Here is a 23,161-nt window from a genome sequence, read left to right on the forward strand (position 1 = left end):
TGGACGGGACTCGAACCCGCGACCCCCGGCGTGACAGGCCGGTATTCTAACCAACTGAACTACCACTCCGCGATACAAATTTTGTAATAAAATAGCGTTTAAATAGTGGCGGAGTGGACGGGACTCGAACCCGCGACCCCCGGCGTGACAGGCCGGTATTCTAACCAACTGAACTACCACTCCGCAGTATCTAATGCTATTTATTTTTCCTATTGGCGGAGTGGACGGGACTCGAACCCGCGACCCCCGGCGTGACAGGCCGGTATTCTAACCAACTGAACTACCACTCCGCAAAGGAAAATGTTTTACAACCATAAGTTGTGTAAGTAATTGGCGGAGTGGACGGGACTCGAACCCGCGACCCCCGGCGTGACAGGCCGGTATTCTAACCAACTGAACTACCACTCCAGCGCATACTTACAAATTGTCGAAAATTGGCGGAGTGGACGGGACTCGAACCCGCGACCCCCGGCGTGACAGGCCGGTATTCTAACCAACTGAACTACCACTCCACATTTTCGTTGCTGACTGAGTCTCCCCTGACAGCGGCGTGAATAATACGAATCACCCTCTGGTTCGTCAAGGGGTTTTTTGTATTTTTACAGGTTTTTTAGTCATCTGACATCGAAAGGTTTAAAATTTCACCTGATTTGTCATTTTTTGAGCCATTTTTGCCAACTTCATTTTCATTCGTTGCTTGCTCATCATTTTCGGTTTGATTTTTTTTCTTTAAAAACGGTAAAGAAATTTTAAATTTCAGCGGTTTCTTCTGAACAAAAATTCTAATTGCCAGCCAACCTAATAAAAGTACGGTTAAATTTCCAACAACAATTAAGGTCACCATGAGCATGGTGGACGCTTTTTGTTCTTCTTCAAGAATTCGTTGTTGCTCTGCTTGCGCTTCTAAATCGATTTCAGGGCGAACAATTTCTGGTACAGCTTCAATTGGTCGCTCAATTTCAAATTTATAAGTCGGTAACGTTGCCATAAATTCACGGTCATTTATGTTGCTACCAAATACAGAGAGCTCAACACTGTATCGTCCCCAATCATAATTTTTAATTGCAAGCTCTCGTGTTTGCGATTTATCAGCATCTAAAGAGAACATTTGCTCTTCATTATTGGGGTAATAAATTTTCCCCTGAATGAGTACAGTTTCTGGTTTAACGATTTCAGGATTTAAGGTGATTGTTAAAATGTGGTCATCTTCATCTTGCTCAGCAAGTGCTACTTCATAATCAAAAGGCGGCTCATGCACGACTATCGGTTTTTGCACCACGGTACGCTTTAATATAGGCGTTTCTATATAAAGCTCTGGTTGCCACTCTCCTGCCGGAAAGACCAGCTTAAACTCACCGGTAAATATACCATCAAGCGGACGCTCATCAAAGCCACGGCCATCATCTCTAAAATCGGTAACACTTTGCGTGCCCGCACCAAAGTTTGCGTAATCACTATTATTAGTGCTGACAAAATCAACGTGCAAACTTATCACATCGCGAAACTGACCAACTTCTATTGGTTCACCGTCATTTAATACGCGACCAGTCAGTTTTACTGTTTCGCCACGAAACAGCATAGGCGGGAGTGGATCAACATTAAGCTCTATTTCACCCAGCACCATAATACGGCTATCTGGCAAGATACTGCCGACCACTTGCCAAGGGCCTGGCATGGGGTTGCTAATGGTGATCAGGTCGTAGCTCAGTTCATCATGCCAGTCGAGGTCATCATTGTTTACTGAGTCAGTAGCGTAATACTTAGTGCCGTCAGGGCGTACTAACACAACGGCAGGAGCACCGCGTTTACGAAAGAAGAGTAAGGTTACTTTATCGACTTTATGGTCAATACGAAAACGGTTCTCTAGCAGGGGAATTTCATTTTGCACCCCATCACGTTCTAATGGGGTTATTTTATCTTGCTCGTTGGCAAATCCCGCTAAGGGAATTAAACACACTAATCCTGCTAGTAGTCGTTTTCTCATTTTATTACCTTATTCTGCACGCCATAGGCATTGGCCACCCTTTGCAACCAAATCTAAACGCTCTTCGTGAGCGGCGTGCTCTTGTTCTGTTGCTCTTAATACCACAAGCGGTGCTCTATCAGCACTTAGTCGGCGAATACCACCAGCTTGTTGGGTTGAGCCTTCATCTTTATTTTGATTAAGATTCAGCTTTACTTGCCCACCAGTCATCGACAGGTAAACATCGGCTAAGATCTCAGAATCCAGTAAAGCGCCGTGTAAAGTACGCTTTGAGTTATCAATATCGTAACGACGGCAAAGTGCATCAAGGTTATTCTTTTGACCTGGGTGCAAGTCACGCGCCATTTTTAAAGTATCAAGTACACTACATACATCGGCAGTATTCGGAAAACCTTGATTTAACAATGCAAACTCATTGTCCATGTGGCCGATATCGAACGCGGCGTTATGAATAACAAGCTCAGCGCCACGAATATACTCTAAAAACTCATGGGCAATTTGGTGGTACAGGGGTTTATCACGCAAAAATTCATTGGTGATACCGTGAACGTCTATTGCTTCTTCTTCTATTTCACGTTGTGGATTGATATACACATGAAAGTTGTTGCCAGTAAGACGGCGATTTACAAGTTCAACACAACCGATTTCAATAATGCGGTGGCCTTGCTTTGGGTCAATACCCGTGGTTTCTGTATCTAAAACTATTTGTCTATGTGCCATATCGTCTTAAGCCTGACTCTGGTATCTTTCTATATTCACTTTATTGTACACAATATCAAGGTAAAACAGTGCAGAAAACCGTAGAGATTTACACCGATGGATCATGTTTAGGAAATCCAGGGCCTGGAGGGTATGGCATCGTGATGCGATACAACGGCCACGAAAAGCAGTTAAGTCAAGGCTACACCCTAACAACAAATAATCGGATGGAAATGCTCGCAGCTATCGTTGCACTAGAAACCCTCACCCGCTCTTGTCACGTCATTCTGACGACCGATAGCCAATATGTGAAACAAGGTATCGAGTCATGGGTTGAAAATTGGAAAAAGCGCGGCTGGAAAACCGCTGCTAAAAAACCAGTTAAGAATGTCGATTTATGGAAACGACTCGATACTGCTTGCCAACAACACGAGGTAGAATGGCGTTGGGTAAAAGGCCATAGCGGCAATAAATACAATGAGATTGTTGACGATCTTGCCCGCGAAGCCGCTGGCAGCGATCAATTACTTGAAGACACAGGTTACGACGGTAATTAAAAGCACCTTGAAATAAACTTGGCGCAGGTCGTTTTATATTTTTGTTATATGTTATAAGATTTGGCTATAAAGAAATATAAAGGATTCATTATGGCTCTGCGCATTCACTCTTTTTTTCATCAACAAAGCGCCACTCTCTGCTACTTAGTCAGTTGCGAAAGCACTAAACAGTGCTTGCTGATTGATGCGCCAGCTGATTTTGATATGCCAAGTGGTGAGTTAAGTTTTACCACAGCCAATGAGATCATTAGCTACATAAAGACTGAGCAGCTGACACTTCAATGGCTCCTTGAAACTCATGCCCATGCTGACCATATCACCGCAGCAAGTTACATAAAGCAGCAATTACAAGACACACACCCTTGTAAACTCGGCACGGGTGAAGGGATCACACAAGTGCAAAAACACTTTAGCCAACTTTATAATCTTGATATGCCATGTAATGGTGAACCTTTTGATGCTCTATTTGCTGATAAAGCACAATTTCAGTTAGGTGATTACACAGTAGATGTGATTGCCACACCGGGCCATACCCCTGACAGCGTGTGTTTTCACATTGATGGCAATGTATTTGTTGGTGACACCTTCTTTATGCCAGACAGTGGCACAGCCCGCTGTGATTTCCCAGGTGGCAGTGCCGGTGAGTTATATGATTCACTACAGCGAATTTTAGCGTTTCCTGACGATACAGTGCTTTGGATGTGCCATGACTACCAACCAGATGGCCGCCCTCTTGCGAACAAAACCACAGTGAAAGAGCAGCGTGAGCAAAACATTCATTTAAAAGGGGATAAACAAAGCTTTATTGCAACTCGGGAAGGCCGTGATGCAACCTTAGCGGTACCAAAGCTGTTGCACCCTTCTATTCAATTAAATATTCGTGCAGGCCAGTACCCAAGCAAAACGGATACTCAACAACACTATTTAGCTATCCCGCTCACAGTGCTGCTTTGATGTTTGCCTGAGCCCTGCTCCTTTTACCGGTGAAAATTGCGGCCTTGCATGCCATTTAGGTTTAATTGGTGTAAGCGGGGCCACACGTTTTCGAGCCACCAGCATATACACACTGCCCATCGGCTTTAAATATTGTTGACCGAAACTGCGCCACGCAGCAAAACGCGACAAACGGTTGCCTCTTGCAAGCGATGAATGAATAAATCGCTCGTCGGAAATAATCTCAAAGCCTAATAAATTCAACCAGTCTTTTACTCGTGATGGCGTAAAAAAGCGCCCTGTCCAAGGTAACTTTTGGCGACTAAAAGGTAAAAGCTGCGCCAAGCCACACAAGCTAAACGGGTTAAAGCCCGTGATCACCAGATAGCCACCGGGAATTAAAGTACGATGTGCTTCGCGTAAGATGTGGTGTGGATCAGAATGATATTCTAAGCAATGCGATAATATGCAAGCATCAACACTGTGCTCATAAAAAGGCAGCTCGTCTACATCAGCAATAACACCAGTAAATAGCCCCTGCTCTGCTACACAAACTTGATGCTTTATAGGACTTTCACTGGTTGCCAGCTCTCCACTTAAATTACCAAGTTTGAGCATGTGATAACCAAACATACGTGGCAGCCATGGCGTTAGCTTACGTTCAATTTCAGCACGTAAATAGTCACCATGAGGGAACTGCTGCCAAGTGTATGGCTTAGGACCTTCTTGAAAACTAAGGGCTGGTTTCATTTTCTGAGCTCGTTATACTGTGTGTTAACTGTCACTTTATAGAGCAATTAAACATGGTGCAAGTTAAAGCAATTAAAGCCTTTTCTGATAATTACATTTGGTGCATCGGCAATGAAGCTGAAAAAACAGCCTGGGTCGTCGACCCGGGTCAAGCAGAGCCTGTTTTAAACTATCTGAGCGAGCATAACTTAACACTTAGCGGTATTTTGATTACTCACCACCATTATGATCACACTGATGGTGTGGCTGCACTGGTTAAGGAATTTCGTGATATTCCGGTTTATGGGCCAAGACACAGCCCTTTTAAAGGCATTACTCATGGCGTATCAGAAGCGGATAAAGTCACTGTGTATGATTACACCTTTACCGTGCTTGCAACACCTGGTCATACCCTAGATCATATTTGTTACATTAACGACGAATTAAGTTTTACTGGTGACACCTTATTTAGTGCTGGCTGCGGACGATTATTTGAAGGCAGCGCAGAACAAATGTGGCACTCTTTATGTAAGCTAAGAGCCTTGCCAGATGAGTGTAAAATCTACTGCACCCATGAATACACGCAAGCCAACTTAGCTTTCGCAAAAGCTGTAGAGCCAAATAACGAATACCTTCTCAACTACAGTGATGAAGTTGATGCGCTGCGAGAAAGCGGCAAAATAAGTTTGCCAACTCAGTTAGGCGTGGAAAAACAAATAAATCCATTTTTACGTAGCAATATAGCAACAATCACCGATGAGCTTCCTGATGAGCTAAAAATTAATTTGGATCTGAATGAACCTTGGCAACGCTTTGCAGGTCTCAGAGCCTGGAAAGATAACTTTTAAAAAAACGTAAACACCGGTAGTTACAATTTTGTATATTTAGATCAGTATCTTGCAATAATAAGCTGACATAAACTGGTCATAAAGTGGCAATATGTTCTCAGAGCAGGTAATATTCGCCGAGTTTTTTTACCTGATGTATGGGTATATATGTATAAGTCTCCTTTAGTTTTATCACTTGCGCTGATTTTAAGTGGCTGTCAATTAACAGCTTCTGATTCAGCAAGTACAGATGTTGCAAGCAATAATGTTGAGCAACAATTAGACGGCGCAAGTCCGAGCGATATCAATGATGCATTGATGATTAACGCTCAATATCAACAATTAACCGATATTGATGAGCCGCCTCCTGTATTTGATGATGTATGGGAACGTATTCGTTATCAGCTTTCGATTGATGTGCCACAAAACCGCCCAGTTGTTGCTGAGCGTAACTATTATGCACGTCATCAGGCCTATTTAGATCGTATCTCTAAGCGCGCTGAGCCTTACCTATACTTTATTGTAGAAGAAGTCGAAAAGCGTCAAATGCCAATCGAAATTGCGCTTTTACCTATTGTAGAAAGTGCGTTTGACCCATTTGGTTATTCACATCGCAGTGCTTCTGGCATCTGGCAATTTATGCCACAGACTGGTGAGCGTTTCGATTTAAAACAAAACTGGTGGTATGACGGTCGCCGTGACATTGTACAATCGACCCGTGCAGCGCTAGATTACTTATCATATTTACACAAAACCTTAGAAGGCGATTGGCTAAATGCCATTGCAGCCTATAACTCAGGTGAAGGTCGTTTACTGCGTGCCATTAAAAAGAACCGTAAAAAGCATTTACCAACGGATTTTTGGTCACTTGATTTACCAAGAGAGACCACTGCCTACGTACCTAAGCTGTTAGCGCTGTCTGATCTGGTAAAACGCAGTGACGAATTTGGTGTTAAGTGGCAACCAATTATTAATGCTCAAGTCGTTGAAGCTGTTAATGTAGGTAGCCAAATTGACTTAGCACTTGCCGCTGACATGGCAGGTATTAGCTTAACAGAGCTGTATCGTTTGAACCCTGGCTTCAATCGCTGGGCTACAGATCCAAACGGCCCACACTTTTTATTATTACCGTCTGATAAAGTTGAAGCGTTTACTGACAAGCTAGCTAAAACAGAGCAAAAAGACCGCCTACGCTGGCAGCAATATGTGGTTGCACGAGGTGACAGTTTATCTGTGATTGCGAAGAAGTTTTCAACAAGCACAAACGCGATTAAAACCCTGAATAAGCTTTCATCGAATACTATTCGTGTTGGTCAGCAATTACTTGTGCCACTGAGCGATGGTGAGATTAATAGCCAGCATTTACCAAAATCAGTACGTATGGCGGCTAATAAAGCAACACGTAAAAAGCTAAGCCATAAAGTGGCCAGTGGCGATACACTGTGGGATATCAGCCGTGAGTACGATGTGACCATAGCTGAACTTGCAACATGGAATAAGCTGAAAAAAGACGCTGTACTGCGTGTTGGTCAAAAGCTAACTGTGTATAAACAGGAAAAGTCACAACTTGCTGCTACACAAATCAAAGAGCGTACCATTACCTATAAAGTTCGTCGTGGTGACTCGTTAGCGCGCATTGCTGCTAAGTTTAATGTGTCTGTAGAAGATATTATTAAATGGAATTCATTAGCTGGACAAAAATACATTCAACCTGGGCAAAAGCTTAAATTAAAAGTTGATGTTCGAAGCGCTTAATTGCTTCATCCAATATCAAAAAAAGAGCGCCTAATGGCGCTCTTTGTCTCTCTCATTTAGTATTTATGCTTCAAAGCCCATAAGTGTAGTAACTCATTGGCAATGGTCGCTGCGGCAATCGCCGTTAATTCACTTTGGTCATAGGATGGCGACACTTCAACCACATCCATACCGACCATATTAATGCCTTTCAATGCACGAAGTATTTTAAGTACTTTATCGCTGGTTAAGCCACCACACACTGGGGTGCCTGTCCCTGGAGCGAATGCTGGATCAAGGCAGTCAATATCAAAGGTTAGATACACTGGTAAGTCACCCACACGTGCTTTAATTTGCTCTGCGATATCTTGCGCTGGCAAATCATTAGCTGCCATTGCATCAATCACAGCAAACTCATGCTTACTCTGATCAAAGTCAGTACGAATACCAATTTGAATACTGTGATCAACATCAATAAGCCCTTCCATCGGCGCATGGTAAAACATGGTGCCGTGATCATAACGCGAACCATTGCTATAAGTATCTGTGTGGGCATCAAAATGAACTAATGCCATTTTACCGTGTTGCTTAGCATGGGCACGCAGTAGCGGCAAAGTCACAAAGTGGTCGCCACCTAAGCCCAATAATGTTTTACCTTGGCGAAGAATTTGCTCAGCAGCTAATTCTAACTGCGCGGTAAAATACTCTGGGTCGCCTACTGGGTAAGTAAAATCACCCGCATCAGCTAATTTTAAACGCTCAAACAACGGAAACGTCCACGGGTACTTGGTTTCTTCCCATGCCAGGTGCACTGAGGCACGACGAATTGCGTCAGGGCCTAAGCGTGCACCAGGACGACCTGAGGTCGCCAAATCAAATGGTAGACCTAACACCACTACATCGGCATCGATTGCGGTGATGTTCTGCACCATCGGCTGACGTAAAAACGTCATGCCGTTTGAGTACAATGAATGATCTGTGTGGTCAAACAATGTCGACATTGCTTATAACTCTTCTAAATAAGTGTAACCATTTAAGCCAGTTTGCAGCTCATTTAATACGCTTTGCTGCTCAGTTTCTGGCAATTTAGCAGCCACCAGCTGGGCGTAAGATTGCTGGAAGCTTTCTACATCTAAATGTACGTAACGCATCATGTCTGCAACGGTATCACCTTCGTTAACTTCAGTGATTTGCGCCTGACCTTGCTCATCCATTTTTATAATTGCACTGTGTGTATCGCCAAATAAGTTGTGCATGTCACCTAAAATCTCCTGATAAGCACCCACTAAGAAAAAGCCCATTAAATAAGGTTTTTCTTCGCTAAAAGCTGGCACAGGTAATGTGCTTTCAATACCTTGACCGTCTACATAATGCTCCATAGCACCGTCTGAATCGCAAGTGATATCAAGTAACACAGCGCGTTTTTGTGGTGCTTCAGTTAAACCACTTAATGGTAGAACAGGAAACACTTGGTCAATACCCCATGCATCCGGTAATGACTGGAACAATGAAAAGTTCACAAAAAACTTATCTGCTAAACGCGCATTTAATTCATCAATAATCGGGCGATGAAAACGGTTTTTGTTATCCATATGTTTGTTAAGTTCATAACATACACGTAAGTTAACTTGCTCCGCCCATGCTCGCTCTGTTAAATCTAACAAACCAAGTGCAAATTGATTATGTGCTTCGGCTAAATCACCTTGGCTATCATGATAAATTTCGATTAATGCACGGTCGTCATTGTCATCACTTAACTGCTGCCATGATGTCCACATGTTTTTTAATAATAGTGGTGCATCAGCGGCTGGCGCTTGAATGTCTTCTGGTACATAGCTTTCGGTACCAATAACATTCGAAATCAACACAGCATGGTGCGCTGTTAACGCACGACCTGATTCAGAAATAATGCGCGGCATTGGCTGCTCATATAACTTACAGGTATCGCCAATGGTGTATACAATGTTATTAGCGTATTCACTTAGGCTGTAGTTCATTGAGTTATGAGACTGGCTGCGTGTACCGTCGTAATCTACCGCTAAACCGCCACCCACATCTAAGCAATCAATTTGTGCTCCTAATTTGCGTAACTCACAGTAAAAACGCGCAGCTTCACTCACACCTAAGCGAACATCGCGGATGTTTGCCATTTGCGAGCCTAAGTGAAAGTGTACAAGTTGAATCAGATCGAGTTGATCAGACGCTTTTAAGCGATTAACCACACTGAGTACTTGCGATGCCGACAAACCAAATTTTGATTTTTCGCCACCACTTGCTTGCCACTTGCCCTTACCTTGCGAAGCTAAACGTACACGAATACCAATGCGTGGCTTTACGTTTAACTCTTTAGCTTGGCTAAGCACCATGTCTAGCTCAGACAGTTTTTCAAGAACAATGTAAACCTTGTGCCCTAGCTTTTCGCCAATCAATGCTAAACGAATGTATTCTTGGTCTTTGTAGCCATTACACACAATAACAGCACTGGTTTTTTCAGCCATCGCTAATACAGTTAATAGCTCAGGTTTACTGCCCGCTTCTAGACCCAATTGCTTCTTTTCAATATCAGCTTGGCTTGCAACAATTTCTTCAACAACTTCACGCTGTTGGTTTACTTTAATTGGGTAAACAAGCAAATAGTCTTTCGGGTAACCATAATTTTCAATCGCCGTGTTAAATGCCTGACATAAGCTATGTACACGATGATGTAAAATTTGTGGAAAACGAACCAACGCAGGCAAGCTTAAGCCTTTATCTTGTAACTGCTGTGCGATATCGATTAGTGCAATGGTTTGCTCTGGGGCATGGGCCTTTGGCGCAACATACACATCACCTTGATCATTAATACCAAAGAAACCTTGGCTCCAATGACGAACATTGTAACTCGTGCGAGCTTGTTCTAGTGATGTTGTTTCTTTCATCTATCTTTCTCTTTTATTTTAGTAGTGCCGAAATCGGCAAGGGTTGTTGCCGCGCATTAAAAGAAAAATAGTGATTCAAGTCCAACAAGAATTTTTACTCGTAACGAGTGATTTTTGATGTGAAAAACTGTTTATAGACACCCATTGAAATAGGATTTGAAATAGCTGTGAATTTATAAACTCTTTTAAATGGACAGGCACTCGATATGGTAAATAAGTAATTTTATAATGGACAGCCACTTTAAAAATATGCGTTAGAAAATATATGTTAGTGAAATCAATCTTCATTTCAGTGGACAGGCACTACTTTTGTGATTTCATCAGCTTTCGAAGAATTTGACCCTAAGTGCCTCCATGCTTCATATTGCTCATTTTCATGCCACGTAATACCAATATACTCTTGCCAGTTTTCGAAATCTTTTGTGCGATATTTTTCAACACCACAGCCACCTGCGCCAAAAACAGTACGGCAAATTTTTACAGTAAGATAAGTACCGTCAAAATTCAGCTGTGATTGCTTATTGTTGCAAACACTTAAAGGACGAGTAGGAAATGTAAGAATTACTTTTGTTTTTATAGTGCCATTATGATTGAAGACACCAGTGAGGGAATGACATGAGTTTAAATAAAACTGAGTAGCATCAATAGTAAGGTCTGGTTGTTTATTTTGAGTAAAATTAGATAGCTTCGGTTTATCACCACAAGAAGCTATCAACAAAACCATAGTAAAACATATGATTTTTAAGGAATATTTATAAATTAAGGTGATCTCACTAAAACATGGCTTAACACCTAAATTATTGGTTAAGCCCTAGCTCCATAAATAAACTTTGTGGATTTTCGCTGTAATTCCCAAACGGACCACAACGATTGAAACCTAAGTTTTCGTATAAGCTAATAGATTCTGTTTGCTTAGGACCTGTTTCTAATCGAATAAGCGGAATGAGTTGCTCACCAGCTTGATGCAATAAAATTTGCATAATTCGACGTGATAGCCCTTTACCACGGTAGCTGGGTTTTACGTATAAACGGCGGATTTCACCGTATGGAGGGTTGCCTTCTTGCATCACGATTGCGCCACATGCAACGATACCATCTTCATTTCTTAAGCCTATAGCATATACATTAGGCTCAGCTAACTCTTCAACACTTAAAGATTGGGCGGTAGCAACAGGGTATAATGAGTTTATGAGTCGGTCTATATCAGAAAACACGTTTACTACTTCAGGATCATGTGGATTTAAATCGACTAACTGCATAAAACTCCCATTTTTATATGTCGGTTTTGTTAATGATGTTAACAATAATATCGGATATTAGTCTGATCCTCTACTGTTGTTTTCAATATTCATTTTTATAGGTACTGTTAAGACCGCCATACTATCGCTTAGTTCAACTGTATGTAACTGAAAAAACGCCCAGTTGATAAAAATTAAAGTCCAACCTACACCACCCTATTTAGGATTAATGCTTTCTGCTGACAAATTTTAACAAGACAGTCACTTAAATTTTGAGCTAGCTAAAAGAGACAGTCACTTAAAAATAAAAGCCTTAGAGTTGAAATGAAATTCATCTTAGTTTCAGTTGAAAATAACTTTGCAGAACCACTTATATAAAAAGTACTGATTTATTCTTAAATTTTAGGACCTATTTCAATATGTATGAGAAACTCTAGGCATACTAAAGCGGTGAACTTAAATCCACCTTACAAAAATCACATAGAAATTAGCTAGCAAACAATAATCGACTATTAGTACAGTTACTTCGTCGCCTGCGAGCAGTTTTACTACAATAATTTTCAATTGCACCTACTCGACCTACAGCTCCATGAAATAAGTTTTCAAAGTGGGTTGTTAGTGTTAACCATTTTTCCGGTTCGAAATTCAGCCTTTCAAGAATAGGAGGTAAATTATGCTCTATATATCCAGGTTTATCCGTGCTGATACAACGCCCTGTTTGCTCCACTAGTAACAGGTATGACTTTAACTCAAAAGGTATTCCCTTTGACTTATACCTACTCATACCACCAATAAAACGAGCTAGTACCATAGGTTGCTTTGACTCCTTCGCGCTTTCGCATCGCTTTTTAAAACTGGTATAGTTCGATTGCTCCGGCGTGCTCGCAGCTTTAGCACGAACAGGGTTTAAATCAACATAGGCCATACATGCTAAAAGTGCTGACTCATCAAGCAATGCTTGGCTCTTAAATCGCCCTTCCCAAAAGTGACCTGTACACTCGTCTTCTTTATTTGCACGCCTAGCTATATATTCATTAAGCATTCGCATAAACCAACTAATGCTTGAAAGGCGTGCCCTGTACTCTGCAACCTCTTTATTTAAGAAGACTTGTTGGCCGTCACTTAAAGGCTGACCATGAAGGAACTTTTGACCTAAAGGGGTCATTTTACTGAGCTTAAACCAGCGTAAAAGAATGGCTTTATCCGATAACCTATTTGCTTTTTTATCATCAACATAAAGCACAAGATGAGTATGATTGCTCATCACCGCATAAGCACATACATCAATGCAAAATATCTTTGCAAGAAAAAGCAGGCGCTCCTCAACCCACCCTCTGCGGTGTTCATATGATTTACCGGTGAGTGCGTCTTCCCCACAAAGGTAGGCCCGTCTGACGCAACGGGATACGCAGTGATAGTATTTGGTGTTCGACAAACAGATTTGCCGCTTCCTTGCTAAAGCCATCGTCCACTCCCTGAACTGATAATTTAAAATGCATTAGCTGTAACTAAAGTGTAGACAAAAACTTTTGTACTGCAAGAGCACTTACATTTAGTGACTGTCCATTTAAATTCTTCCTCTTAATTACAGCTGAGACATGGCTTAAAGTGACTGTCCATGAAAAGAGTTAAACACTTTGTTACGGAAAAAAGCTGTTCAAATATCGTTAAAACCATATACTGCAAACAACAAGAAAAAAGATGAGGTTTTCTCGTGCAGTTCACTCAAGGTATGGAATACTTCTTTTCTGGCTTTAAGTTAATTAGCCAAAAGGGGTTGAAACGTTTTGTACTTATTCCTTTATTAATCAATATTCTGCTATTTGGTAGTTCGCTGTTCTTTTTATATGGCTGGCTTACCGATGGCTTCGCTTACATGAACTCGTTATTACCCGAATGGCTTAGCTGGCTCGAATGGCTAATGTGGCCGATTGCCGTACTGGTAATTCTATTTAGTTACAGCATGCTCTTCACGGTTATCACTAATTTTATAGCAGCCCCATTCAACGGCCTACTCAGTGAAAAAGTCGAGCTTTACTTAACGGGGCAAAAAATTAATGACGACAGCCTTTTCGATACAATGAAAGATGTGCCACGTATGCTAGGTAGAGAATGGACAAAACTGTGCTATTACCTACCACGTGCTATTGGCTTTTTTATTTTGTTGTGGATTTTACCTGTGATCGGGCAAGTTTTATGGGTGTTATTCACCTGTTGGATGTATGCAGTGCAATACGAAGACTATGCATTCGATAACCATAAAATTAGCTTTAACGAAATGAAAAATGACTTGAAGCAAAAGCAAACACTTTCTTATGGTTTTGGATTAGCGGTAATGATTTTAACGGCAATTCCATTCGTAAACCTTATTGTTATGCCTGTTGCTGTGTGCGGTGGCACCCGTTTGTGGGTCGATAATTACCGAAGTAAATACCGTTAAAAATTAGGTTTTCTGATATCTAATAGAAAGGCCAATAGTGTGAGCTATTGGCCTTTCTAATTTCAAATTAAGGTTAACTATAGAGGCTTTGGGGCACCTTAGTTACATTCAAATGTACCGTGACTTCTTCGCGGTCATGATATAAGTGCTTAGCTTGTAATTCGTAACTTACACCATACTTTTCAAGCTCTTCTTTAATCATTTTTAAACACTCGTAAACGCTATCAAAACGTTTTTTCATCGGTAGTTTAAGATTAAAAATAAGCTCTTTTGCGTAGGCATTCACCGCCCAATCTATCATAAGATTGGTCACTTTAGCCGGCTTTTCTACCATGTCACACACTAACCATTGAATATTGCGCTTTTCAGGGCGGTATTTAAAACCATCAACTCTAAAGTGCTTTACCTGACCAGTTTCCATCAAGTCATCATTCATAGGGCCATTATCGATTGCACTTACAAACATACCACGTCGCACTAGCTGATAAGTCCAACCACCTGGGCAAGCACCTAAATCAACGCCTCGCATGGCAGGCTGCATACGCTCTTCGGCTTCATGAGGTGGAATAAATACGTTAAAAGCTTCATCAAGTTTCAATGTTGAGCGGCTCGGCGCATCATTAGGCATACGTAAACGCGGAATGCCCATAAAGAAAGGAGAATTATTAAATGTATATGAGTAGCCAACATAAGCACTGTCGTTTGCTAAAAATAACACATGCATAACTGGTTTTTTCTCAGCAATTTCGCGTGTTACCTTCGAGCGCTTTTCAAGCGACTTTTTCAGTGGTGTCGAAATCTTTTTGCAGAACTTACTCAGCTCTTTACCTTCGTTGGTATCTGGCGTTTCTACACGTAGGTCACCACATTCAGGAAACTCCGCGGCAGCATCAACAATGGCACTTACACGGTCTTCAAGTGGCATGTTATCGACTAAGGTGCCAGTAAACCATTGGCGAGCAAATACCATATTTTTGAAATCTACTTTTTTGATGATTTCTTCACCGTGGCTTGCATCAAAACATTCGTAAACAACAATACCTGTATTTGGTTTTGTTTTTACGTAACCTGCAAAGCCTTGTTCAGCAGCTTGAAAAGTAATTTCAGCAGCGGCATCATTTTCAAAACCACTGCGACAATAAATAACTACACTCGACATAGATAACCCTTAAAACTTATATCGTGCTGCCTGAACTAACAAAATAGCCCAACCAATAATAAAACAAACACCGCCAATTGGGGTGATAGGCCCAAGCCACTTCATGCCCGTTAGTGCGAGTAAATACAAACTACCGCTAAATAACACGGTCCCTGCGATAAAAAATCCACCAGCCCAGCTTAAGTTCATGCCCCACTTAATTAAGATAGCAATTGCTATCAATGCAAGGCCATGCACCATTTGATATTCAGCAGCGGTTTTAAAAATTCCAATCGCATACTCAGAAACACGGCTTTTTAAACCATGAGCAGCAAATGCGCCAAGCATTACTGAAAGCATGCAAAATAAGCTACCAATCATTAAATATAGTTTGATCATTGCGCATCTCCAGCCGCTAAATTCATAATAAACTGCGCTGCATAATCTGCAGCTTGCTGTAAGTTTTCTTGTTCTGTAATGCCACTTTTTTTGCGAGGTTTTAATGAGTGGTCACCATCTTTGAGAAATTTAATCTCTGGCGGATTAACCATTTTAAGCTCAGCGAGTTCTTGCTGATTCCCAAACGTATCACGCTCACCTTGCAGGACTAAAAAAGGGCATCGCATATCAACAAAATGGTCTATGCGAAGCTTTTCGGGTTTACCCGGTGGGTGAAACGGATAGCCAAAAGCAACCACGCCAGCAATTTGAGCTTGCTCCTGCTCGGTACAGAGCATAGAAGCCATACGCCCACCCATAGATTTACCCCCAATAAATAGCGGTAATTCTGGCTGGCGCTCGGCTAAAACTTCACTAAAGTAGGCTAGTAACTTAGGAGCACGCTCGGGTGGCCTACGCTTGCCTGTTTCTTTTGCAATTTGCATATACTGAAAATCAAACAGGGCTACATCAATCCCATGCTGACTAATCAAGTTAGCCATTGTTTGCATAAACTCAGAATCACTGCCTGCCCCTGCACCATGGGCAAATATAAATTGTGCACGCGCCTTGCCCGTTGCACTTTTAAACCACTGTAACATGTTAATACTCTTGTTCTTGTTCAACTAAGCTCAGCATCCAGTCTTTGAAAGAGACTATTTTGCCAAGCTCTGTTTGCGATTCGCGGATCACTAAATAGTACGCATTTTTACTTTCTAATGAGTGACTAAATGGAATGACGAGTCGGCCCGCATCAATATCAGGTTTTGCTAAAACGCTATTACCAATTGCAACCCCCTGCCCATGCACCGCGGCTTGCAATACCATCGATGAGTGACTAAAAATCGGCCCTTGGTTAACTTGTACATTACGTACACCTGCCGTTTTCATCCAGGTTTTCCAATTTTTACGTGTCGTATCATGCAATAAGGTATGATTTGCTAAATCACTGGGTTGATTAAGAGGCTTAGGGCCCGTTAACAACAATGGGCTACATAACGGCACTAGGTATTCAGTGTGCAGCTTATATGTCTGCACCCCGCTCCAGTGACCACGGCCGTAGTAAATAGCAATATCAACATCGTCAGAAAGTGAATTTTCATCCTGATCTTGCGCCTTAATTCGCACGTCGATTTCTGGATGTAATTCATTAAATAAACTAAGTCTGGGTACTAACCATTGAATCGCAAAGCTTGGCGTTAAACTTACCGTTAATGAACCTTTCGCACCTCGGGCAAGTAGTTTTTCTGTGGCATCGATCAGCTGGGTAAAAATCTCTTTAATATCTAAAAAGTAGCCTTGCCCTTCTTCGGTTAACAGCAAAGAACGATTTTTACGTAAAAACAGCTTTAAACCTAAATGCTCTTCAAGGGTTTTAATTTGGTGGCTCACCGCAGCCTGCGTTACATATAGCTCTTCTGCTGCTTTGGTAAAGCTCAAATGGCGGGCAGCGGCTTCGAATGCTTTTAGTGCATTTAAAGGAGGTAAACGACGAGACATAAACACCAAACTTAGAATTAGTTTTTCTTATGCGTCGATTATAGCGATACAAATAAAAAAAGGCGACCATGGTCGCCTTTTTCATACTTAAATACTTATATACTTAAATCATAAGTCGCTTGCGCTGGTATCGAGTGGTGCAAAGCTTTTAACTAAGTCATCAACCGCTTTCATTTGCGATAAATAACCTTCTAGCTTGCTTAGTGCAAGTGCACATGGACCATCACATTTTGCTTCATTCGGATTAGGGTGCGCTTCAATAAATAAACCCGCAATGCCTAATGCCATACCACTGCGAGCAAGTTCTGCAGCTTGAGCACGACGACCATCCGCAGAGTCAGCTCGGCCACCTGGGCGTTGTAATGCGTGTGTAGCATCAAAGATAACCGGCGCCATAGGCTTCATGTCATCCATACCAAGCATATCAACCACAAGGTTGTTATAACCAAAGCTGGTGCCACGCTCACACAGTGCAACATTGTTGTTGCCCGCTTCATTAAACTTTTTAATGATATGACGCATTTCGTGTGGTGCCAAAAACTGCGGCTTTTTCACATTGATAATAGCACCAGTTTTTGCCATGGCTACAACTAGGTCAGTTTGACGAGCAAGGAATGCCGGTAACTGAATTACATCAACCACTTCAGCTACAGGAGCAGCTTGATACGGCTCATGTACGTCGGTGATCAGTGGCACATTAAAAGTAGATTTAATTTCTTCAAAGATTTTTAAACCTTCTTCCATGCCCGGGCCACGGTATGAGTTAATTGAAGAGCGATTAGCTTTATCAAAAGAGGCCTTAAAAACGTATGGAATGTTTAGCTTTGATGTTACTTCTACGTAATGCTCCGCAATACGCATCGCTAAATCACGTGATTCAAGTACATTCATGCCGCCAAACAATACAAATGGTTTGTCGTTGGCTAATTCAATCTCGTTAATTTTAATTAACTGGTTGTTCATTTCTATTCCTTAAGGTGCAACAGCTTGTAGCATTAATCCACAAATATAAGCCATGTAGGTACCAACACCATAGCCTAAAACAGCAAGTAAAACACCTACTGGCGCAAGCGATGGGTGGAAAGCTGATGCAACAACAGGTGCTGATGCCGCGCCGCCTACATTGGCCTGAGAGCCGACTGCCATGTAAAACAGTGGAGCTTTAATTAATTTCGCCACAATAAGCATTAAGCTTGCATGGGTAATCATCCAAATCGCACCCAGTACAAAGTACATTGGCGAGTCAAAAATCGCGGTAATATTCATGTGTAAGCCAATTGAAGCAACAAGAATATATAAAAAGCTTGATGCTACTTTTGACGCACCAAAAGCTTCAATATGGCGAACTTTAGTAAACGATAAACTAATACCAATTGTGGTAGAGATAACGATTAACCAAAAGAATTTACTGTTTAAACTATACTCTTGTGCCCATGGGAAGTTAGCCCCAAAAAACGGACCTAAAAAGTCAGCACAAAAATGTGCCAGGCCAGTAATACCAAAGGCAATAGCGATAATCGTCATGTAATCATTTAAGGTAGGCATGCGCGCATGCTCAGCGTGATACTTTTCTACGCGCTCTTTTAAATCTTCAATTGCACGCGTATCTGCGCCTGTTTTAGCATCAATCGCCTTATGGTTTGCTGCCATTAATAACAGTACAGCCATCCATAAGTTAGCCACAATTACGTCAACAGTCACCATTGCAGAGAAGATATCGCCGCCTACTTCAAACATTTCTTTCATTGAAGCTTGGTTTGCACCGCCACCAATCCAGCTACCGGCAATGGTCGTCATACCACGCCAAACAGCATCAGGGCCATGACCACCCACAGCTTCTGGGTAAACGGCACTCATCACTAAGATAGCCAGTGGGCCACCAATAACAATACCCATGGTGCCTGTTAAAAACATAATTAATGCTTTTGGCCCAAGGTTTAAGATCGCTTTTAAATCAATACTAATTGTAAGCAATATTAAGCAAGCTGGCAGTAAATAGCGCGACGCCACAAAATATACATTCGAAGAATGACCATCAACAATCCCAAAGGTATTGAGTAATGATGGTAAAAAGTAGCAAAGCAATAATGCCGGTACATATTTATAAAATTTTTGGCAGGCAGCATTATTACTGTGCGAGGTTTTAAAAATAAACCCCAAAATAACGGCAAGCAAACCAAGTACGACTGCGTCATTGGTAATTAGCGCACTGTGGGCGTCAGTCATAAATGTTCCTTTAAATTAGTGGTGTGTATTATTGTTGTCTTCTATTTCAGCGATTTGATGCTGAATAACTTCGATAGCAGGATCATCTGGGCACTCATTAACAAAGTACTGCAAATCATCACGTGCCATTTTTGGGCAATCTAGCTGATTAAGTAAATAGCCGCGGTCACGACGCTCATACGGGTCGTCACCAATTAATTCCATCAGCATTTCAACACAATGCAAAGCATGGCCAAATTTACTTTCGCTGATAAACGACCATTTTTGTTGAGCTAGATACAGCTTATACAGCTCTTCTTCAAAAATCAGTTCAAGCGGTTCTTGCTCATCGCCATTTTCTTCACAGGCGTTCTCTGGTGTTATATACCAGCTCTGCTGACCTGTGCTTGGCTCAATTAAATAACCTTCTTCATCACTCATACCAACGTGAACATGCACGTCTCCCTGACTAAGCGTGACTGTGGCGTCTAGTTCAGCATGCTGTAATAAATGACAAAGCAAAATTGCCAGCGTGGTTTGTGTGCCACTGCGCATGGTAATGGTGTAGCTAAAACTATTTAACGTATACTCAGGCACTTTTAAGCTTGATGAGCTAAACAGCCATTGCTGATAAAAGGTATCAAGTAACTTATCGAGACGCTCATGTGGCTCTTTTAATTCAGCGCAAAGAGCTGTTACCGTATTTTCAAGCTCATTAAGTGTGTCATAACAGGCTGTTAAATCAGCTTGTTGATCCCACTTTAATTCAGCGTCGATACAACGATAAAGCACTTTAGAAGAAAATGCGTCAAAGGCCTCATCTTGATAGGATTCATTTTGATCTTCAAACCAAGGGGTGGTCATTTATACTGCTACATCTCTTTCAAAAACGAACAGCTAGTTTACCTACTTTTGCCCTAAGTTACCAATACTGAGCGATGAGATATAAAAAAGCGGTACGACAGCCAATGCCATCAAATACCGCCTAGAGATTTGTTATAAAAGAAGTGCTGTTTTTGCAGACGCTAAATAACCAATTGCTAATAAAATAAGCGTAGTTACTGCAAGTAATACAACCTTCGTGCCTTGTGCGCTTTGCTTAGCTGCAACAATACCTAGCACAATATAAGCAACCACTAAGATTATCTTTTCTAATAACCAAGATTGTTCAAGTGGGTTAAAACCTGCCATTACAATCAATGCCACGGCAGAAACAAGTAATAAGGTGTCGATACTGTGGCTGCCAATAAACACTACTTTATTTTTTGCCAGAGCGCCCGTCTTTAAGCGTGAAAAAGAACGAACGTAAAATAAGATAATACTCAACACGGCAAACAACATGTGAGTATGTTTTACTGCTAAATAATCCATATGCCCCTAATTTTATTTTAATTAATCTGGATAACGTACAAGTACGTCTTCTATTTCTTTCACACGCTGATTAAACACTTCGATTAGCTTAGGATCAAATTGTTTACCCTGTTGCGCATTAATTTCTTTAACTACATCGTCAAGTGACCACGGCTCTTTATAACAACGCTTATGGCGCAGCGCATCAAACACATCAGCTAAAGCCACAATGCGACCAGCAATTGGAATATCTTCACCTTTTAAACCTTTCGGATAGCCTGAACCATCCCAACGCTCATGGTGCGATAACGCAATAATCGCCCCAGTATTAACAATGTCACGATTTGAGCCTTTTAAAATTAAATGACCTTTTTCAGCATGCTGTTGCATGATGGCCCACTCTTCGTCGGTAAGTGGCCCAGGCTTATTTAAAATGGCATCAGGAATACCCACTTTACCCACATCATGCAGTGGCGCAGCTAAGCGAATAAGCTCTGCTTCGCGTTTTGATAGACCATAGCCCATGGCAAGTTCATAACAAATGTGCGATACACGTTTTACATGATTACCGGTTTCTGTTGAACGTTGCTCTAATGCTTCACTAAGCCTAAATACTAACTCTTGCTGTGTTGCTTCAATTTCAGATTGTAGCTGCACATTTTCATACGCCAGCTGTACATTTTGCGAGAAAATTTCAATCAAATGGCGCTGAGTGTCGGTTAAATGCTTCGGGATACCGGAAATAAATAACATCGAGTTGTGATTACATTCACTACAGCAATAAGCAAATAAATAGTTTTCACGGTAGACTATGGTTTTTTCGCTCAGTGCTTGTTGGCAGGCTTGTAACTGCTCCTCATCAAGCACTTCTTCAATCGCCTTGCCTTCACTGCGTTCAAACTCACCTCGCCCTGAAAACACCACAAGCTTCTTTTGGTTATCTTGCGGGTTACTGGCAACTAAACTTGTTGCATACATAGCTTGATCAACAGTACCTAGCAATGAGGTAAGTTGCTGCATCACCCCTTCAATAAAGCTTTCTAGTGAATGAGTCGAGAAAATATTTCGCGATGCTTTAATAATTTTTTCAAGGCCTTGGCGAGATTGCTCAATCGATAAAATGTCACGGTAAGAACGTAAGCTCGACATCACCACAGTGAATAGTTTTTGTGCTGTTAGTTCAGTCTTTGATTTGTAGTCATTGATATCGTAATTAACGATAACTTGACGCTCGGGCGCTTGCCCAGGCTGGCCTGTACGAAGAATGATACGAATGTGATTATTTTTTGCGGTTTCGCGAATGAACTTAGCGACTTTGAGGCCTGCGTCATCGGTTTCCATAACCACATCGAGTAATACGATAGCAGCATCTGGGTGCTGTTGAATAACCTGCTTGGCTTCTTCACCCGAATAGGCGCTAATAAACTCTAAACGTTTATCTTGAAATTCAAAGTCACTCAACGCAAGCTTTGTTACGGCATGTACTTCTGGCTCGTCATCAACGACGATGACTTTCCAACTACCCTGAACCACCTCATTTACTTCATCAAGTGCTTCATCCGAAAACAAAAAATCATCCATTCTATGGGATCCTCAAAGGCTATGTACGCACAGTGCACTTAATTGTTATTTAGGCCATTGTGCTAACGTTACACGGTCATTACCGCCAAGATCTTTAATTGTAAGTATATGGCTATACGACATTTGTGCAAAAAATTCTTGTACCTTCACACTTTGTTTGTAGCCATGTTCAATTAAAAGATAGCCATTTGTTGCTAAATAGTCACGTGCGATAGTAATAATTTGTTTAATATCAGCCATACCGTCGTCATCTGCAACTAATGCAGAGAGCGGTTCAAAGCGAACATCACCTTGGCTTAAGTGCTCATCATCATGTTCAATATACGGTGGGTTGCTAACAATTAGGTCAAACTTTTGTGTACTTACTGCACTAAACCAATTGCTTAACGCAAAAGTAGCGTTGCTAATATTGAGTCGTTGTTTGTTCTCTTCGGCAAGCTCAACTGCATCAGCCACTCTATCAACCCCTGTCACCTGCCAATTAGGCATTTCACTGGCTAATGCCAAGGCAATTGCCCCTGTGCCAGTGCCTAAGTCAAGCACGTTTGCAGTAGTAGGTAGCTCAAGGCTTAAAGCATATTCAACTAACGTTTCGGTATCAGGTCTTGGGATCAGAGTTGTTGGATTAACCTTTAAAGGAAGACTCCAAAATTCACGGAAGCCAACAATGTGAGCAACTGGTTCACCATTTAAACGACGCTGACATGCTTGTTCAAAATCAAGTTGTTGCTGTTCGGTAAGTTGTTTTTCGGGCCAGGTAAATAAGTAGCTACGAGGTTTATCAAGAATGGATAATAACAGGACTTGTGCGTCTAACTTAGCACTGTCGCTGCTAGGCGTTAATAACGCCGTTGCAGCAACAATTGCTTGTTCAATGCTTTGTGGCACGA

23 protein-coding genes and 4 tRNA genes are annotated in these 23,161 nt (G+C 41.6%); 5 read left to right on the plus strand and 22 right to left on the minus strand.

All coding sequences use genetic code 11. The features are described from left to right. Positions 1-106 precede the first annotated feature (106 nt). The 6 genes from AUR67_RS10960 to dnaQ form a co-directional block, all read right to left on the minus strand. Positions 107-183 (minus strand) — tRNA-Asp (locus AUR67_RS10960). Positions 184-213: 30 nt separating this feature from the next. Further along, positions 214-290, minus strand: a tRNA-Asp gene (locus AUR67_RS10965). A gap of 41 nt (positions 291-331) precedes the next feature. Further along, positions 332-408, minus strand: a tRNA-Asp gene (locus AUR67_RS10970). Between the two features lie 27 nt (positions 409-435). After that, positions 436-512 (minus strand) — tRNA-Asp (locus AUR67_RS10975). 98 nt (positions 513-610) lie between these two features. Beyond that, a complete protein-coding gene (locus AUR67_RS10980) occupies positions 611-1,984 on the minus strand; it encodes a TIGR03503 family protein (protein WP_058585306.1) in 1,374 nt (457 codons plus the stop codon). A gap of 9 nt (positions 1,985-1,993) precedes the next feature. Then, a complete protein-coding gene (dnaQ, locus tag AUR67_RS10985) occupies positions 1,994-2,704 on the minus strand; it encodes a DNA polymerase III subunit epsilon (protein WP_054551624.1) in 711 nt (236 codons plus the stop codon). Positions 2,705-2,772: 68 nt separating this feature from the next. On the opposite strand from dnaQ, the gene rnhA reads away from it, so the two are divergent. Further along, positions 2,773-3,240, plus strand: coding sequence for a ribonuclease HI (gene rnhA / locus AUR67_RS10990; RefSeq protein ID WP_058585307.1), 468 nt, complete (start codon positions 2,773-2,775; stop codon positions 3,238-3,240). Positions 3,241-3,330: 90 nt separating this feature from the next. Then, the gene (locus AUR67_RS10995) at positions 3,331-4,194 is read left to right on the plus strand and encodes an MBL fold metallo-hydrolase (RefSeq protein ID WP_058585308.1); all 864 of its coding nucleotides are present in this window, start codon (positions 3,331-3,333) and stop codon (positions 4,192-4,194) included. On the opposite strand, the gene AUR67_RS11000 is transcribed toward AUR67_RS10995, so the two are convergent. Then, the gene (locus AUR67_RS11000; RefSeq protein WP_054551627.1) at positions 4,165-4,923 is read right to left on the minus strand and encodes a class I SAM-dependent methyltransferase; all 759 of its coding nucleotides are present in this window, start codon (positions 4,921-4,923) and stop codon (positions 4,165-4,167) included. The genes AUR67_RS10995 and AUR67_RS11000 overlap by 30 nt on opposite strands. A 53-nt stretch (positions 4,924-4,976) precedes the next feature. Between AUR67_RS11000 and gloB the strand changes: the two genes are divergently transcribed. Further along, on the plus strand, positions 4,977-5,750 hold the full coding sequence (gene gloB, locus AUR67_RS11005; protein WP_058585309.1) for a hydroxyacylglutathione hydrolase: 774 nt from the start codon (positions 4,977-4,979) through the stop codon (positions 5,748-5,750). 147 nt (positions 5,751-5,897) lie between these two features. Continuing rightward, positions 5,898-7,484, plus strand: coding sequence for a LysM peptidoglycan-binding domain-containing protein (locus AUR67_RS11010; RefSeq protein WP_054561800.1), 1,587 nt, complete (start codon positions 5,898-5,900; stop codon positions 7,482-7,484). Between the two features lie 56 nt (positions 7,485-7,540). Here AUR67_RS11010 and speB read toward each other — a convergent pair whose 3' ends face one another. The 5 genes from speB to AUR67_RS11035 all read right to left on the minus strand — a co-directional run bounded on the left by speB (position 7,541) and on the right by AUR67_RS11035 (position 13,084). After that, positions 7,541-8,464: an agmatinase gene (gene speB / locus AUR67_RS11015; protein WP_058585310.1), complete on the minus strand. Its 924-nt coding sequence runs from the start codon at positions 8,462-8,464 to the stop codon at positions 7,541-7,543. A 3-nt stretch (positions 8,465-8,467) separates the two neighbouring features. Continuing rightward, positions 8,468-10,381, minus strand: a complete 1,914-nt coding sequence (gene speA, locus AUR67_RS11020; RefSeq protein WP_058585311.1) for a biosynthetic arginine decarboxylase — start codon at positions 10,379-10,381, stop codon at positions 8,468-8,470. A 289-nt stretch (positions 10,382-10,670) separates the two neighbouring features. Then, on the minus strand, positions 10,671-11,105 hold the full coding sequence (locus AUR67_RS11025; RefSeq protein ID WP_058585312.1) for a hypothetical protein: 435 nt from the start codon (positions 11,103-11,105) through the stop codon (positions 10,671-10,673). A gap of 73 nt (positions 11,106-11,178) precedes the next feature. Continuing rightward, on the minus strand, positions 11,179-11,640 hold the full coding sequence (locus AUR67_RS11030) for a GNAT family N-acetyltransferase (protein WP_058585313.1): 462 nt from the start codon (positions 11,638-11,640) through the stop codon (positions 11,179-11,181). Positions 11,641-12,106: 466 nt separating this feature from the next. Next, positions 12,107-13,084, minus strand: coding sequence for a transposase (locus AUR67_RS11035; protein ID WP_058585314.1), 978 nt, complete (start codon positions 13,082-13,084; stop codon positions 12,107-12,109). A gap of 267 nt (positions 13,085-13,351) precedes the next feature. Between AUR67_RS11035 and cysZ the strand changes: the two genes are divergently transcribed. Beyond that, the gene (cysZ, locus tag AUR67_RS11040; RefSeq protein ID WP_181447721.1) at positions 13,352-14,059 is read left to right on the plus strand and encodes a sulfate transporter CysZ; all 708 of its coding nucleotides are present in this window, start codon (positions 13,352-13,354) and stop codon (positions 14,057-14,059) included. A gap of 73 nt (positions 14,060-14,132) precedes the next feature. On the opposite strand, the gene rlmM is transcribed toward cysZ, so the two are convergent. The 10 genes from rlmM to prmC form a co-directional block, all read right to left on the minus strand. Next, positions 14,133-15,218 carry a 23S rRNA (cytidine(2498)-2'-O)-methyltransferase RlmM gene (gene rlmM, locus AUR67_RS11045; protein WP_058585316.1) on the minus strand — a complete coding sequence of 362 codons (1,086 nt, stop codon included), beginning with the start codon at positions 15,216-15,218 and terminating at the stop codon, positions 14,133-14,135. Positions 15,219-15,227: 9 nt separating this feature from the next. After that, positions 15,228-15,596 (minus strand): DUF423 domain-containing protein, encoded by a 369-nt coding sequence (locus AUR67_RS11050; RefSeq protein WP_054551639.1) that lies wholly within the window; start codon positions 15,594-15,596, stop codon positions 15,228-15,230. Continuing rightward, positions 15,593-16,237, minus strand: coding sequence for an alpha/beta family hydrolase (locus AUR67_RS11055; protein WP_058585317.1), 645 nt, complete (start codon positions 16,235-16,237; stop codon positions 15,593-15,595). Before AUR67_RS11055 ends, AUR67_RS11050 begins: the two co-directional genes overlap by 4 nt. 1 nt (position 16,238) lies before the next feature. Beyond that, on the minus strand, positions 16,239-17,135 hold the full coding sequence (locus tag AUR67_RS11060; RefSeq protein ID WP_054561808.1) for a transcriptional regulator GcvA: 897 nt from the start codon (positions 17,133-17,135) through the stop codon (positions 16,239-16,241). Between the two features lie 108 nt (positions 17,136-17,243). After that, complete coding sequence (gene kdsA, locus AUR67_RS11065) at positions 17,244-18,098, minus strand: 3-deoxy-8-phosphooctulonate synthase (protein WP_058585318.1); 855 nt, start codon at positions 18,096-18,098, stop codon at positions 17,244-17,246. Between the two features lie 9 nt (positions 18,099-18,107). Then, complete coding sequence (locus AUR67_RS11070; protein ID WP_054561810.1) at positions 18,108-19,361, minus strand: DUF819 domain-containing protein; 1,254 nt, start codon at positions 19,359-19,361, stop codon at positions 18,108-18,110. Positions 19,362-19,376: 15 nt separating this feature from the next. Then, a complete protein-coding gene (locus AUR67_RS11075; protein ID WP_058585319.1) occupies positions 19,377-20,204 on the minus strand; it encodes a tetratricopeptide repeat protein in 828 nt (275 codons plus the stop codon). Positions 20,205-20,336: 132 nt separating this feature from the next. Continuing rightward, a complete protein-coding gene (locus tag AUR67_RS11080) occupies positions 20,337-20,711 on the minus strand; it encodes a SirB2 family protein (protein WP_058585320.1) in 375 nt (124 codons plus the stop codon). A gap of 21 nt (positions 20,712-20,732) precedes the next feature. Beyond that, positions 20,733-22,271 (minus strand): DUF3369 domain-containing protein, encoded by a 1,539-nt coding sequence (locus AUR67_RS11085; protein WP_055196895.1) that lies wholly within the window; start codon positions 22,269-22,271, stop codon positions 20,733-20,735. Between the two features lie 45 nt (positions 22,272-22,316). Next, on the minus strand, positions 22,317-23,159 hold the full coding sequence (gene prmC / locus AUR67_RS11090) for a peptide chain release factor N(5)-glutamine methyltransferase (protein ID WP_058585321.1): 843 nt from the start codon (positions 23,157-23,159) through the stop codon (positions 22,317-22,319). Positions 23,160-23,161: the final 2 nt, after the last annotated feature.

This window comes from Pseudoalteromonas sp. XI10 (assembly GCF_001469895.1).
In the GTDB taxonomy this organism is placed as follows: Bacteria; Pseudomonadota; Gammaproteobacteria; order Enterobacterales; family Alteromonadaceae; genus Pseudoalteromonas.